The organism is Arthrobacter sp. UC242_113 (assembly GCF_044054585.1).
In the GTDB taxonomy this organism is placed as follows: Bacteria; Actinomycetota; Actinomycetes; order Actinomycetales; family Micrococcaceae; genus Arthrobacter.
In genome coordinates this window covers 2,659,303-2,671,777 of the sequence record NZ_CP171968.1, presented here as the reverse complement: position 1 = coordinate 2,671,777, position 12,475 = coordinate 2,659,303, and the positions used below count along the sequence as shown (strand labels likewise).

The window sequence follows — 12,475 nt, the reverse complement described above, 5'->3', positions numbered from 1 at the left end:
ATTTCGCCGGTAGCGTAGTTTTCAACCCCGGAGTATCGGGGAAAGCCGAAAGAATCGGATGACTGCTCAGTTCATTGGTTTGGGTCAGCATTAACCCCTCCATTGTTCTTGAGCAGCCAGCCCGCAGGGCACATATTGTGCTCACCTGCAACCAGGGCTTGTCAAACAACAGGCACAAAGTTATTCGTTGTCCAATGTTTTATGGCCATGGGAAAAGTGTCCACTATGCGGCGCTGATTCGACGTAATCGTCCGCTTGGATAAATAACCGTAGACAGTACCTGCAGGGTGAAGTGCGGCCAGATGACGCATGATCGCAGAGTTGCGCACCCTTCTGCTCTACGGCTCCTTATGAATAACAAATCGCAAGGAAACCACTTCAATGAACACAGCAACTCGCCTTCTCAGCACCTCTGTTCTCGCCGCAGGCCTGACCCTTGGCGGCGCGGCACTCACTGCCGGAGCTGCTTCTGCGGACACCGGGTCGAAGACGACCTATTCGTCCACGCAGTACAGCAACTACGACAGCAATGGCTACGACCACAACGGCTACGACCAGTGGGGCTACGACCACGAGGGTTACAACAAGAACGGCAAGGACTGCGACGGGCACGATCGCAATTGGAACAGGCGCCACCACCACAAGCCGCGCCGGGACCACGGCCATCACGACCACGGCAATCACAACGGCCATGACAAGGGCTACGGCCACGACAAGGGCAAGGGCCATGACAAGGGCTACGGCCACGACAAGGGCAAGGGCCATGACGAGGGCAAGGGTGGGTACTGCCCGCCCAGGTATCACTAGTCTCATGTAGCCGACCAAGCGCGGCACCAACGGTTTGATTCCGCAGGGGCGTTCTCACCACCGTTCCTGGGAAATCAAATAAAGGAAGCGGTCTCCTGCGCGCCTGCGGAGGCCGCTTCTGCCGTGCATGCACCATAGCCCGCTTCACAGCCTCATCACACCACTGCGACAGAAGGGCCAAAGCCCTGGCGGACAGGATTGGGGAGAAGCTCTGGGAACCATCGGAACGGTAGCCCTGAGGAGCCACACATGCACACGGAGACCAGCCACAATCCTGACACTTACACCGAGGATCCTCAGGGGACGCGCCGGCCGCGACGACCACAGCAGCTCAGGCAGCGATCAGCCCCGTCATCGTCAACAACACGGAGAGCGTCAACGCCGTCACCGCCGCCGCGCAGAAGGCCTCCCCAGCGTGGTAACCATCAGCGTCAGCTCCGGCAGCTCCGGGGGCACCGGCTCCGGCATCATCCTGGACACCGACGGCCACATCCTCACCAACACCCATGTAGTTACCCTGGACGGCGCGGCGGCGGATGCCGCCGTCGAGGTCCGCACCAACGACGGCCAGGTATATAAAGCCACCATCGTGGGCACGGACCCCCTGTCCGACCTGGCCGTCATCAAGATCGATGCCGTCGGGCTGACCCCTGCCACGCTCGGTGACTCCGGCGCAGTCAATGTGGGCGGCACCGCCATCGCCATCGGTGCGGCCCTGGGACTCAGCGGCACCGTCACGGACGGCATCGTCTCCGCCGTGAACCGCACCATCGAGACGGAGTCCTTCGCCGCGTCCGGCGGTCCTTCTCGCAGGACGGAAGCTCGTCACAGAGCCCGTTCGGTTCACAGTCCGGCATTTCGGTCTCCGGGCAGGACTCCCTCAGCATCAACGTCATCCAGACGGATGCAGCCATCAACCCGGGCAACTCGGGCGGCGCCTTGGTCAACGCGCAGGGCGGGATCATCGGGGTGAACGTGGCCATCGCGTCGGCGGGATCGTCATCGTCCTCGTCGAGTTCGGGCGGCAACATCGGTGTTGGCTCCTCCATCCCGATCAACCAGGCGAAGCGGGTGGCGGAGGAAATCATCTCCACGGGCACGGCGTCCCATGGCCAGCTGGGACTGTCCGTTCAGGACAAAACGTCAGGGTCGTCGTCGGACTTCACTGCCGGCGCCGAAGTGGCCTCAGTGACTTCGGGGTCCGCGGCGGACAAGGCCGGGCTGAAAGCCGGCGACGTGGTGACCGGCCTGGCGGGCCGGACCGTGGCCGACGCCTTCGAGCTGACGGCCGCCGCCCGCGAGCATGCCGCCGGATCCACCGTGAAGGTCACCTTCCAGCGAGACGGCCAGAAGCAGACCGCGGACATCACGTTGGGGGCGGCGTCCTGAGCCGATGCGCATGCGCATCGTCGTCGTCGTAGCTGCCGACGAACCGGCTCTGCTGGCACCGGCGGTTTTGCGAGGTAAGTGACGGCGCAGATGCCAGGCCTCCGCTGCGCGTGCAAACAAGTAGTGGTCGGGCTGAAAAACGAGTACTCACTGCGGGTGCGATCTAGTTGCACGTCGTTTAGTGTAGGTAATTGGATAAGTCCTCTAAGTACAGAGGCACCTACGCGGCAAGGCAAACGGAGAGTCCACGCGGACAATAGAATCTGCGCCCACTCTTCATTGCATCTCATGCTGCACTGCCAGGTGCGGCCACAATAAATCACTGCATCAGAATCCAGATTCGAAGCATTCGAATATTGCATAGGCACTATTTTCCGAGTTGCTCAGAATATGCCTGGGAATAATGTCAAATTGTAAGGGAAGGCCGATCCTCCGGGGAGCTGATACCCATGGCCATCTGAATCTAAGCGGGGAAGGGGCTGGAACCCCGCAAAGAAATCCAGTGGAAATGGGTGCCCCCGTCGGAAGTCGGGCGTACAATATGAAAGTACCGGATCACAGGGAAACCTTGAAAACGAATCCGGCCCCCAGGTCTCCCGTAGCTTACGGGAGCCTTTTTTAATTTAACGGGGCAAATGGCTGACTCAGCCTGCCAACCGCAAGGGGATCGGCCAGCGCTGCCCGCCCTCAATAAATTGCAGAAAAATGTAGGAGCAAGAAATGACCACAACTCCGATGATCCGTAGCCGCCATTCCTTCGCCGCCCGGTTCGCGATGATTTCAACAGTTTCCCTGGGTCTGCTCGCTGGCCCCATCGCCCTGGCCGCACCAGCTACGGCATCGAACGATCATTCCAGGAAGGCCGAGTGCACCGTCAAGGCGCTCGACCCCTACGAAAAGGACCATGGGCGGAACGCCATGAGCCGCGATAACCGGAAGGACCGTGAGGTACGGGTTGCGTTCGCCTTCAAGATTCACTGCGACAAGGACGCCGATGTTCGTTACAACCAGAAGATGTTCCAGAAGCATGACCGCCATGACACCGAGAAAATCGGGGACGCTTGGGACACCGTCTCGGTTTCCGGCCACCACGACAAGATCGTCAATGTGGAAAAGGTAACTGCTGACCGCGGCGAGAAGAAGGTAACGGTCTACCACACTGTTCGGATCCGTGTGGAGGACAAGGACCATCGGGGCCACGGGAACGGGAACGGCTCGTCCGATTTCTCCCGGAGCGACACCGTGGACATCTGGGTGAATAACAACCACCACAAGTAAGAGTCCGCGGTCTTCACCGCTGACTGCCTAGCGACTGGGAGGACGACGGCGGCACCGCAAGTGCCGCCGTCGTCCTGGGTCCGCCCATCACTTCACAACCAACAGCCCTCCCAGTCTCCCGTTACAGGTCGTCCGGTGCGTGGACATCCTGCAGGTGGGAAAGCAGGGCCAGCCCAGGATTCTCCGGGTGCAATGCCGTGTGCCGCAGCAGTGACGCGCGGATATGGGGTTCGAGGTCAGTCTGCGCGAGGATTTCACCGAGGAGGCGCCTGAGCTGAAACTGCATAAGCCCTCCCAACGCTGGTGCGGCGGACGGGGCGGCGGCTTCCCCGTCGTACTCGGCTTTTTGGGATAGTTCGGCCGACGTCCGGTGACACGAACCGGTGGATCGTCTCGGCCAACTGCGGTGACCGGAGTCCCGGCCCTTGACGGGTTCTGATTGTGTGTCCCAAGCCACATTGCTGGTGAGAGGCATTTCCGCAGTCCAATCCATGACGCGCATCAGTGACACGGCCGGTGGGCGGCCTTCATGTCCTGAAGCGAAGTGGGCCGCCGGGCTGCTCTGCCGAACCCGGCTCACTGATTGGAATGAGTTACGGTCTAACTCCCCAGCCAGATGCCGACAGCTTGGCAGCGCTACCTTACGGAAACCCCTCGGGACCTTACGGAGCTGCCGGGGGCTCCACTCAAGGAGTCCCCTCACCGGTGCGGTCGGGGCAGGTTCAGTCCGGACGCCAAACCGCTCTTCCCTGGGACCTTCCAAGGAACTCCATGGTTCTTCCAAGGAAACTTGCGGACACTTGCAGTGGCCGGTGGCGGTGGTCTTGCGTCCACCCTCCGGGGACGGGGTTCCTGCCTAGCCCAGTCTGCTGCCGGCCGCCAAATGAACCATGGAGTCGTCTAGGATTCGTGTATGCGCCGGACTGTTGTCAACAACATCGTCTCCCTGGACGGCTTCTACGCTGACCAAAGCGGGAACCCGACGGTGCTCAACATGGATGAGACGTTCGACGCCTACAACCTTGAACGGTTGCGGTCGGCGGGAACGGTGCTGCTGGGCAGGACATCCTTTGAAGGATTCGGCGCCTACTGGCCGGCCATCGCTGACGCTGCCGAGGACCCCGGCAACCGCGCGCTGAGTCCGGACAACCGGGAAACCAGCCGCCTCTACAATCGTGTAGCCAAAGTCGTGGTGTCGGACTCCCTGACTGTCCCTGCGGACCACCCTTGGGCGGCCACCACCACCGTCGTCCGGCGGGACGAAGTGGGCAACTGGCTGGAACAGGAAAAACTCAACGGGACCGGAGACATCCTGATCTTCGCCAGCCGCATCATGTGGAACAGCCTGCTGGCCCAGGGGCTCATCGATGAACTGCATCTGACCGTCAGCCCGGCCGCCCTCACGTCCGGCCTGCCCCTGTTCCTCCGCCCGGCAAACCTCTCCTTGCTGGACGTCCGGGCGTTCCCGGGATCTGGCAACGCGCTGCTGCGCTACCGCCCGGCGTCGGCCTAAGGCCAGCCGCCGCCGTCGGCCTTTAGTGGTCTTCGCTGCCTTCGGTGGCGGCGCCGAACCATCGTTCCAGCTGAGGGAGCAGCCTGTCCTGGTCTTCGCCGATCCATGCCACGTGGCCGTCCGGCCGCAGCAGGACCGCGGGGGCATCCAGTTCCGCGCTGGTGTCCGCCACGTGGTCGATCCGGTCAGTCCAGCCCGCCACGGAGAGTCTGCCGGTCTGGTCGAGCAGGAGCCCGCGGCCTTCGCGGGTGAGCCCGTAGAGCCGGCCCCGCGACAAAGGGATGTCGCGCAGCCGCCTGCCGAGTAACCCGGGCCCTTCGCCGAAGTCGTACCGGACCCCGGTCGAGGCGATCCTCTCGGCGAGGAACCGGCTGACGTCGTCGAAATCCATTAGCTCGGCCAGCAGACGGCGCACGGCCTGGGGGCCGGGATCGGGGGAGATCAGTTCGCTCTGGGCGCGGGTGATGGTCAGCACGCCTTCGGCGACCGGGTGGCGCTCGGCGAAGTAGGTGTCCAGCAGCCCTGGCGGCGCCCAGCCGTTGATTTCGGCGGCGAGCTTCCAGCCGAGGTTGAAGGAGTCCTGGATGCCGAGGTTCAGGCCCTGCCCTCCTAGCGGCGGGTGGACGTGCGCCGCGTCGCCGGCGAGGAACACCCGGCCCGCGCGGTACTGTTCGGCCAGCCGGGTGGCGTCGCTGAAGCGGGTTATCCAGCGCGGTGAATGGACGCCGAAATCCGTGCCAGCGTGGGCCCGCAGCTGGGTCCGGAGCTCCTCCAGTGACGGCGGGACCGAGCGGTCCTCGGCAACGGTGGCCGCAGGCACCACGGCGCGGAACAGCCCGTTCCCGGCCGGGCCGACGCCGAACCCCCGGTGGGTCTTGCGGACCTCGTCCACAATCTTGGCCAGCTCGTCCGGCGGCGTGGCCACCTCCATCTCGCTGTGGATCCATTCGTTCGTGGCGGGGTCCCCGGGGAAGCCGATGCCGAGCTGCCGGCGCACCAGGCTGCGCCCGCCGTCGCAGCCGACCAGCCAGCTGGAGCGTTCTTGTGTGCCGTCGGCAAGTTCGACGGTCACGCCGTCGTCGTCCTGCTCGAAGCCCGTCACCTCGCAGCCGCGGCGGACCTGTGCACCGAGTTCGACGGCGCGCTCCGCCAGCAGGCGGTCGGTGACCGGCTGCTGGATGCCGAGGATGTAGCCGTGTGCGGTGTCCAGGTCCGCCGGCAGGGGTTTGTCGATCCCGGCGAAGCGGCCGACCCCCGGGTACTGCTGTCCCTGCGCGAGGAACCGGTCCAGCAGGCCGCGCTGGTCCATGATCTCGATGCTGCGCGGGTGCAGGCCGAGCGAGCGGACCGCGCTGGTCGGCTCAGCGTCTTTCTCCAGCACGAGCACGTCCACCCCGTGCAGCCGCAACTCGCTGGCCAGCATCATCCCCGTCGGCCCGCCGCCGCTAATGATCACGTCAAACATGTGAAACCCCAATCCCTAACTTGCCGCGGCCAACCATTCTGGCTGAGGGTGGGGGGCCTTGCGGCAAGCCCCCGGGCGACTTATATTCTGAAAGTGGCGAGGGGATTGGTTCTCCTTGCCTTTCGCATGTGCGGGGCGTTTAACCGCACCGGACGTCGTGCAGCGCCGGCCATACGGGATCAATCCCGCCCATGAGTCGAAGGGTGCCGCTGCCAGCCTCCCAGCGCAGCTGATAGGAGCCGTCGGCGACTGGTTCGTAGCCGTCGTCGGTGGTCCAGGTGCTTACCCGCGTCCCGATTCCGATGGGACCGACCGCATACACTGCACCGCTGCCCGCGAAGAGGAAAGAGTACTCCCGTGCAACGGCCCGGCAGCCGTTCGGCCCTGCCGGTTCCAGTACGTGGTAGGTAGCACTCAAGTCACCCAGCGCTCCGGCCAGGCTGCTCAATCCGACGCCGAAGACCACCAGCCGGTGCAGCAGGCTAACGAGTGCGTGTCGGCGCGTCCTGCTCCCTTTTCCAGCCGCGCGGCGGCTGACCAGGATCAGTGCCAGCGAGGCTACAAGCAGCATGCCGCTGACGGCCCAGCCAGGCAGCACGCCGCCCGCGATCACGAATACCAAGCCGCCCAGATTTGCTATCGCTGTAACGGCAGCGAGCAGCAGGCAGCAGGTGGCTGCCCGGCGCAGCAGCGGCGCGTTCAGCCGGCTTGATAGTTCTTCCCCAGTCTTCATGGGGTGTCAGTGTAGTGGAGGAGGCGTGCGAGCGCGTATTGACTTTCGATAGAAAAGTCCGGACTATGAAGCCATGTCTATCGTAAGTCGATTGGTCCTCCCGCTACGGGTCCTACTGGTAATGGTGTTCCTCGGGCTGCTGGTGGCCCAGGTCATGTCGTTCCCCGGACAGTTTCTCTCCACAGCGGGGGAAGGGCCGGGGGCGGATCCCTGGCGGTGGCCGATGCTGCTCTTCTGGGAACTGGAAGCCGTATGCCTGCAGGTTGTGATCGTGTGCATCTGGCGGTTGCTGACCATGGTCCAGCGCGACCGGATCTTCACTGCGGCCTCGCTGCGGTGGGTGGACGTAATCATGTGGGCGTTCGTGGTGGCGTGGCTGGTGCTGGCGTCGATGGCAGGTTCCCTCGTCGCGTACATCTACTTCACCCCCGAGCTGCGCGATCCCGGGCTGCCAATGGTGTTGATTGGCGTCACACTGATCGGTGCCGTGCTGGTTCTGCTGATCGTGGTGATGCGGGATCTGCTGCGGCAGGCGACCTCCTTGCGGACCGACATGGAAGGGGTGATCTGATGGCCATCGTGGTGCGCATCGACGTCGAGCTGGCCAAACGCAAGATGAGCGTGGGGGAGTTCGCTGAGCGCGTCGGGATCACCCCGGCCAACGTGGCGGTGCTGAAGAACGGCCGGGCCAAGGCGGTCCGCTTCAGTACGCTGGACGCGATGTGCCGGGTCCTGGGTTGCCAGGCGGGCGACCTGCTCGAGTGGGTCGACGATGACACTGCCGGCGACTCGGTGGAGAAGCCGAAGGGTTAAGCCCCGCGGGGCACCCTGTCCGGGTGCACCATGTCGCCGAAGTGGTGAACCATCCACCGGCCGTGGTCGGGCCGCCACACCAGCGTGATCAGCAGCGGGTCGTCCAACGCTGTGGCCGGTGTGAGGACGGTGTCTTCCTTGGCTTCCCGGATGACACGCATGTAGCAGACGTCCAGATCTCCGTGGGCGTAGACGGCTTCCTTCAGCATCCCGGGGTCTTCAATGAAGTCCAGCAGTGCGGCGGCCATTTCGAAGGATCCCCACAGTGGCCGGGACTCCGGGGTCACAATCAGATGCAGGTCGTCCAGGTTCTTCGCCCTGTCGTGCAGCGCCCTGAAAAACCAGTACCCGATTCGGCGCGGATCATCCGCGATTTCCTGCGACTCACCTGCATAGAGGTCAAAGTCTTCCGTCATGGCACAAAGGTACTCGTGGGGCTGGGGCGCTGACGAGACTTTCCAAGGGCGGAAATTGTAGCCGGAACCGAGACGGTCGCATCGGTTCGGCTAGGCTGGGTCCATGACGTTGGGGGACGCGGTAGAGCCGCTTGTGCACATCAAAAACTTTCGCATGGATTTCGGGGAGACGACGGTCGTCGAAGACCTGTCCTTCGATGTCCGGGCCGGTGAAACCTTCGGGTTCCTGGGCAGCAACGGGTCCGGGAAAACCACCACGCTGCGGGCGCTGCTGGGCATCTACCAGCCCACCGCCGGCACACTGCACATCGGCGGAAAGGTCTTCGAACCCCGGGACGGTGCCCGGCTGGGGTACCTGCCGGAGGAGCGGGGACTGTACAAGAAAGAAGCCGTCCTGGACGTGATGGTCTATTTCGGCCGGCTCAAGGGCCTGAGCAAACACGGCGCCCGCGCCTGGTCCCAGACCTACCTGGAGCGCGTCGGCCTTGCGGACAAGGCCGCCGTCCGGCTGGACAAGCTCTCCGGCGGCCAGCAGCAGAAGGTCCAGCTCGGCGTCACCATCATGAACGACCCCGACCTGCTCATCCTTGACGAGCCCACGAAGGGCTTCGACCCGGTCAACCGGCGGCTGCTGATGGACATCATCGAGGAGCAGAAGCTCGCCGGCGCCACGGTCATCATGGTGACCCACCAGATGGAGGAAGTGGAACGGCTCTGCGACCGGGTCATCCTGCTCAAGGATGGCACGGCCCGCGCGTACGGGACCGTCGCCGAAGTCCAGGACCAGTTCGGCGGCACCGTCTACCGGCTGGGCTACGAGGGCATCCTGCCCGCCTCGGACCTGTACAGCGTGGTGCGCGACGGCGACGGGCACGCGGAGCTGGCCCCCGCCGTCGGGGCCGACGAAACGGCCGTCCTGCGGGAACTGATCGGTGCCGGCGTCGCGGTACGCAGCTTCGCCACGGCACGGGCATCGCTGGAGGAGATCTTCATCCAGGTGTACGGGGAACAGCACGAAATGGCGGAGGTCTAGGATCATGGCACGCACAGCATTCAAACAGCACAACCTGGGCACCGTCGTCGGGTTCGAATTCATGAGGACCATCAAGAAGCGCGGGTTCGTGATCGCCACCTTGGCCATTCCGGTGGTCTTCGCGATCATCTTCGCCCTCGTTTACGCCAGCAACTCCAGCACCGAGGCGAACGCCGACGCGCAGAAGAACTCGGCGCTGACCTTCACCTACACCGACGCCTCCGGCCTCATCCCCGCACAGCTTGCCCAGGCAGTTGGAGGGACCCCGACGTCGAATCCCGGCGCCGCGCTCGAGTCCGTGAAGAACGGCAGCAGCGAGGCGTACTTCGCCTACCCGGCAAACCCCGCCACCGAGCCCGTCAAGGTCTACGGCGCGGACAAGGGCATGTTTGAGAACGGCAAGTATGAGGCCGTGGCCCAACACCTGCTGGTCACCGCGGCGCAGTCCAAAGTGAATTCACCGGAAGTCACCGCCGCCCTGAGCGGGGGAGTGAAGTTCGACGCCGAAACGTACCGGGACGGCCGGGCCTCCGGAGGCATCGGCTCAGTGATACCGCCGCTGGTGTTCCTGGTCATTTTCTACGTCAGCATGATTCTGCTGTCCAACCAGATGCTCAACAGCACGCTGGAGGAGAAGGAAAACCGGGTCACCGAGATGATCCTGACCACTCTGAACCCCACCACGCTGGTGACCGGCAAGATCATCTCCCTGTTCGCCGTCGGGCTCCTTCAGATAACGGTGTTCCTTGCCCCGATCGCCGCCGCCTACTTGCTCTTCCGTGATTCAGTGGCCCTGCCCGATCTTGACCTGTCCTCCCTGGTGTTCGAGCCCGTGCCGATGATCACCGGGGCGCTGCTGCTGCTGGGTGGCTTCACGCTGTTCACCGGCGTGCTCGTGGCCATCGGCGCAATCATGCCCACGGCCAAGGAAGCCGGCACCATCTTCGGCCCGCTGATGGCCCTGATCTTCGTGCCCTTCTACGCGGTCAGCCTCATCATCAGCGACCCCGAAGCCCTGATCGTGCAGGTCTTCACCTACTTCCCGCTCACCGCCCCCGTGACCGCGCTGCTCCGCAACGGCTTCGGAACCCTCGGCGCCGTCGAATCAGCCATCGTGATCGCCGAGGTGTTCATCGTGGGGATCCTCATCCTGCGCCTGGCCGTGCACCTGTTCCGCTACGGCTCCATCGAATACGGCCGCAAGCTCTCCATCGCCGGGACGTTCCGCCGGAAGGAACTGACCGCCAAGTAGCTGGTTTGCTGCGGTCCCGGTGCAAGAATGTCCGCATGCGGATATTCCTGGAGACCGAGCGGCTGGTGCTGCGGCAGTTCACTGCCCGCGACGCGGACCTGCTCGTGGAGCTCGACGGCGATCCGCGCGTGATGCGGTACATCACCGGCGGATCGCCCACGCCCCGGGAAGAGATTGAAGGCGACTACCTTCCGGCGTTCCTTGGCTATTACCAGAGGTTTCCGGGCTACGGCTTCTGGGCCGCGGTGGAGAAATCAACCGGGGATTTCCTCGGCTGGTTCCACTACCGGCCCGCCCCCGGCGACCCGCCTGACCAGCCGGAACTCGGCTACCGGCTGCGCTGCGAGGCGTGGGGGAAGGGGTACGCCACCGAGGGTTCCCGTGCGCTGATCGCCAAGGGGTTTGCGGAGTTCGGCGTGCAGCGCGTGGTTGCCCAGACCATGGCAGTGAACACCGCCTCGCGGAGGGTGATGGAGAAGGCAGGGATGCGGTTTGTGCGTTCCTTCGTCGCTGACTGGCCGGTGTCCATCCCGGGCGATGAACACGGCGACGTCGAGTACGCGATCTCCCGGGGTGAATGGGAGCTCAACCTGGCCGGCGCCGTTGGCCGGTGATCCGCAGGCGCCGGCCAGCTACCTTTGCACTATGTCGTCTGCCACGCGGCGAAGGTCCTGAACCCAACCGGTTGAACGGCTGGGTGCTCCTGAACTCGCCTCAAAGTTCGCTAGGGCTTCCGCTATCCGTTCCAAAGCCTCCGAGATATTGGCCTTGACGGCCTCGTAGCCTTCCTCGGAGCGGGGATCAGACGAAGCCGCACGCAGCTGCTCCGCTCCGGCCCTGATGATTAGTGAAGCCTCGTACTCGTTCACATCCATACCCCGGATTTTCTCGGTATTTGCCACCGCGGAACCTGCCCGCCAGCACAACTGTACATCCGTGCCCCCGCGAGCCTGCGGGCTCTGTAGAACGGTCCTGATTTCTGCCTGGCGTCATCTGCAATTCCGTTCGCGACATCATCAGGAACGATCCGTTGAATTGCGTATAAGTTGATCTGAAAACCGCCTGTTCGCGTGGCGACGGTGGTTCGGAGTTGACCTTGGGGGAATGGATGGATCGTCGTGTTGTCAGGGTCGGAGTGGTTGACGATCACGAAGCTGTCCGCATCGGGTTCGCGGCCGCAGCATCGGTGGAGGCTAAAACCGCAGAGGTTCCGGTTGTGGCCGTGAGGCTCGCGGACACAGTTAGCTCGCTGCTGGCCGGCTCCGACGGGATGTTCGATGTGGTGGCGCTGGATATGTCGCTGGCAGACGGGTCCCGCCCAGGCGACAACGTGCGCAGGATTGTGCAGGCCGGGTACCCCGTTTTGGTCTTCAGCGTCGGTGACCGGGCGGACGCTCTCAGGGAGGCACTCGCGGCCGGTGCCTCCGGTGTATCAAGGAAATCTGATGACATCCGAGACACTCTGAACCTCGTTCGCCAAGTGGCGGACGGGGCAACCATCGACAACCAGGAATTGGCGGCAGCCATCGACGGGGATGCCGACTTTGTCGTGGCGTTAAGTGACAGGGAACGCGAGACGCTGGGGTTGTACGCCGCTGGATTCACGCGGACGCAGATCGCGGCAAGAATGAACGTTTCTTCCAATACGGTAGGAACGAACATCAAGCGTATCCGCGAGAAATACGCGGTTGCCGAGAGGCCTGCGGCGACCAAGCTGGAGCTCTACCACAGGGCTGTGGAGGACGGCGTCCTTCCCCCGGAGCGGTTGTGAGCATG

Annotated in this window: 14 protein-coding genes and 1 pseudogene; 10 read left to right on the top strand and 5 right to left on the bottom strand. The window is 63.8% G+C overall.

Translation table 11 applies throughout. The annotated features are described in order from the left end of the window. Window positions 1-381 precede the first annotated feature (381 nt). From ACHMXB_RS12140 to ACHMXB_RS12130, 3 genes and pseudogenes are all read left to right on the top strand, one after another. Window positions 382-807, top strand: coding sequence for a hypothetical protein (locus tag ACHMXB_RS12140; protein ID WP_395398567.1), 426 nt, complete (start codon window positions 382-384; stop codon window positions 805-807). Window positions 808-1,109: 302 nt separating this feature from the next. Further along, a pseudogene (locus ACHMXB_RS12135) lies at window positions 1,110-2,196 on the top strand (S1C family serine protease); the annotation flags it as partial. Window positions 2,197-2,916: 720 nt separating this feature from the next. Next, on the top strand, window positions 2,917-3,474 hold the full coding sequence (locus tag ACHMXB_RS12130; protein ID WP_395398566.1) for a hypothetical protein: 558 nt from the start codon (window positions 2,917-2,919) through the stop codon (window positions 3,472-3,474). Window positions 3,475-3,595: 121 nt separating this feature from the next. Here the strand turns inward: ACHMXB_RS12130 and ACHMXB_RS12125 are convergent, their stop codons facing one another. Then, the gene (locus ACHMXB_RS12125; RefSeq protein ID WP_395398565.1) at window positions 3,596-3,760 is read right to left on the bottom strand and encodes a hypothetical protein; all 165 of its coding nucleotides are present in this window, start codon (window positions 3,758-3,760) and stop codon (window positions 3,596-3,598) included. 627 nt (window positions 3,761-4,387) lie between these two features. On the opposite strand from ACHMXB_RS12125, the gene ACHMXB_RS12120 reads away from it, so the two are divergent. Beyond that, the gene (locus ACHMXB_RS12120) at window positions 4,388-4,987 is read left to right on the top strand and encodes a dihydrofolate reductase family protein (protein WP_395398564.1); all 600 of its coding nucleotides are present in this window, start codon (window positions 4,388-4,390) and stop codon (window positions 4,985-4,987) included. A 22-nt stretch (window positions 4,988-5,009) separates the two neighbouring features. Here ACHMXB_RS12120 and rox read toward each other — a convergent pair whose 3' ends face one another. After that, window positions 5,010-6,452 (bottom strand): rifampin monooxygenase, encoded by a 1,443-nt coding sequence (gene rox, locus ACHMXB_RS12115; protein WP_395398563.1) that lies wholly within the window; start codon window positions 6,450-6,452, stop codon window positions 5,010-5,012. 139 nt (window positions 6,453-6,591) lie between these two features. Next, window positions 6,592-7,185: a hypothetical protein gene (locus ACHMXB_RS12110; RefSeq protein WP_395398562.1), complete on the bottom strand. Its 594-nt coding sequence runs from the start codon at window positions 7,183-7,185 to the stop codon at window positions 6,592-6,594. 73 nt (window positions 7,186-7,258) lie between these two features. Here ACHMXB_RS12110 and ACHMXB_RS12105 point away from each other — a divergent pair, with 73 nt between their 5' ends. Together ACHMXB_RS12105 and ACHMXB_RS12100 are read left to right on the top strand one after the other, a co-directional pair. After that, window positions 7,259-7,756 carry a DUF2975 domain-containing protein gene (locus tag ACHMXB_RS12105; protein ID WP_395398561.1) on the top strand — a complete coding sequence of 166 codons (498 nt, stop codon included), beginning with the start codon at window positions 7,259-7,261 and terminating at the stop codon, window positions 7,754-7,756. Beyond that, complete coding sequence (locus ACHMXB_RS12100; protein ID WP_395398560.1) at window positions 7,756-7,998, top strand: helix-turn-helix domain-containing protein; 243 nt, start codon at window positions 7,756-7,758, stop codon at window positions 7,996-7,998. The genes ACHMXB_RS12105 and ACHMXB_RS12100 overlap by 1 nt, the downstream gene beginning before the upstream one ends. On the opposite strand, the gene ACHMXB_RS12095 is transcribed toward ACHMXB_RS12100, so the two are convergent. Next, window positions 7,995-8,414 (bottom strand): hypothetical protein, encoded by a 420-nt coding sequence (locus ACHMXB_RS12095; protein WP_395398559.1) that lies wholly within the window; start codon window positions 8,412-8,414, stop codon window positions 7,995-7,997. The genes ACHMXB_RS12100 and ACHMXB_RS12095 overlap by 4 nt on opposite strands. Before the next feature lie 154 nt (window positions 8,415-8,568). Here ACHMXB_RS12095 and ACHMXB_RS12090 point away from each other — a divergent pair, with 154 nt between their 5' ends. The 3 genes from ACHMXB_RS12090 to ACHMXB_RS12080 are packed head-to-tail and all read left to right on the top strand — an operon-like array spanning window position 8,569 to window position 11,313. Continuing rightward, on the top strand, window positions 8,569-9,447 hold the full coding sequence (locus ACHMXB_RS12090; RefSeq protein WP_395398558.1) for an ABC transporter ATP-binding protein: 879 nt from the start codon (window positions 8,569-8,571) through the stop codon (window positions 9,445-9,447). Window positions 9,448-9,451: 4 nt separating this feature from the next. Further along, window positions 9,452-10,699, top strand: a complete 1,248-nt coding sequence (locus ACHMXB_RS12085) for an ABC transporter permease (protein WP_395398557.1) — start codon at window positions 9,452-9,454, stop codon at window positions 10,697-10,699. 35 nt (window positions 10,700-10,734) lie between these two features. Further along, window positions 10,735-11,313, top strand: coding sequence for a GNAT family N-acetyltransferase (locus tag ACHMXB_RS12080; RefSeq protein WP_395398556.1), 579 nt, complete (start codon window positions 10,735-10,737; stop codon window positions 11,311-11,313). An 18-nt stretch (window positions 11,314-11,331) separates the two neighbouring features. Here ACHMXB_RS12080 and ACHMXB_RS12075 read toward each other — a convergent pair whose 3' ends face one another. Beyond that, entirely contained in the window at window positions 11,332-11,574 is a 243-nt protein-coding gene (locus tag ACHMXB_RS12075; protein WP_395398555.1) for a hypothetical protein, read from the bottom strand. Window positions 11,575-11,834: 260 nt separating this feature from the next. On the opposite strand from ACHMXB_RS12075, the gene ACHMXB_RS12070 reads away from it, so the two are divergent. Continuing rightward, complete coding sequence (locus tag ACHMXB_RS12070) at window positions 11,835-12,470, top strand: DNA-binding response regulator (protein ID WP_395398554.1); 636 nt, start codon at window positions 11,835-11,837, stop codon at window positions 12,468-12,470. Window positions 12,471-12,475: the final 5 nt, after the last annotated feature.

Excerpts from the sequence above, each read along its gene's own strand:
- ACHMXB_RS12140 (WP_395398567.1), top strand. The coding sequence starts at position 382 with ATGAACACAGCAACTCGCCTTCTCAGCACCTCTGTTCTCGCCGCAGGC.
- ACHMXB_RS12130 (WP_395398566.1), top strand. The coding sequence starts at position 2,917 with ATGACCACAACTCCGATGATCCGTAGCCGCCATTCCTTCGCCGCCCGG.
- ACHMXB_RS12125 (WP_395398565.1), bottom strand. The coding sequence starts at position 3,760 with ATGCAGTTTCAGCTCAGGCGCCTCCTCGGTGAAATCCTCGCGCAGACT.
- ACHMXB_RS12120 (WP_395398564.1), top strand. The coding sequence starts at position 4,388 with ATGCGCCGGACTGTTGTCAACAACATCGTCTCCCTGGACGGCTTCTAC.
- rox (WP_395398563.1), bottom strand. The coding sequence starts at position 6,452 with ATGTTTGACGTGATCATTAGCGGCGGCGGGCCGACGGGGATGATGCTG.
- ACHMXB_RS12110 (WP_395398562.1), bottom strand. The coding sequence starts at position 7,185 with ATGAAGACTGGGGAAGAACTATCAAGCCGGCTGAACGCGCCGCTGCTG.
- ACHMXB_RS12105 (WP_395398561.1), top strand. The coding sequence starts at position 7,259 with ATGTCTATCGTAAGTCGATTGGTCCTCCCGCTACGGGTCCTACTGGTA.
- ACHMXB_RS12100 (WP_395398560.1), top strand. The coding sequence starts at position 7,756 with ATGGCCATCGTGGTGCGCATCGACGTCGAGCTGGCCAAACGCAAGATG.
- ACHMXB_RS12095 (WP_395398559.1), bottom strand. The coding sequence starts at position 8,414 with ATGACGGAAGACTTTGACCTCTATGCAGGTGAGTCGCAGGAAATCGCG.
- ACHMXB_RS12090 (WP_395398558.1), top strand. The coding sequence starts at position 8,569 with ATGGATTTCGGGGAGACGACGGTCGTCGAAGACCTGTCCTTCGATGTC.
- ACHMXB_RS12085 (WP_395398557.1), top strand. The coding sequence starts at position 9,452 with ATGGCACGCACAGCATTCAAACAGCACAACCTGGGCACCGTCGTCGGG.
- ACHMXB_RS12080 (WP_395398556.1), top strand. The coding sequence starts at position 10,735 with ATGCGGATATTCCTGGAGACCGAGCGGCTGGTGCTGCGGCAGTTCACT.
- ACHMXB_RS12075 (WP_395398555.1), bottom strand. The coding sequence starts at position 11,574 with ATGGATGTGAACGAGTACGAGGCTTCACTAATCATCAGGGCCGGAGCG.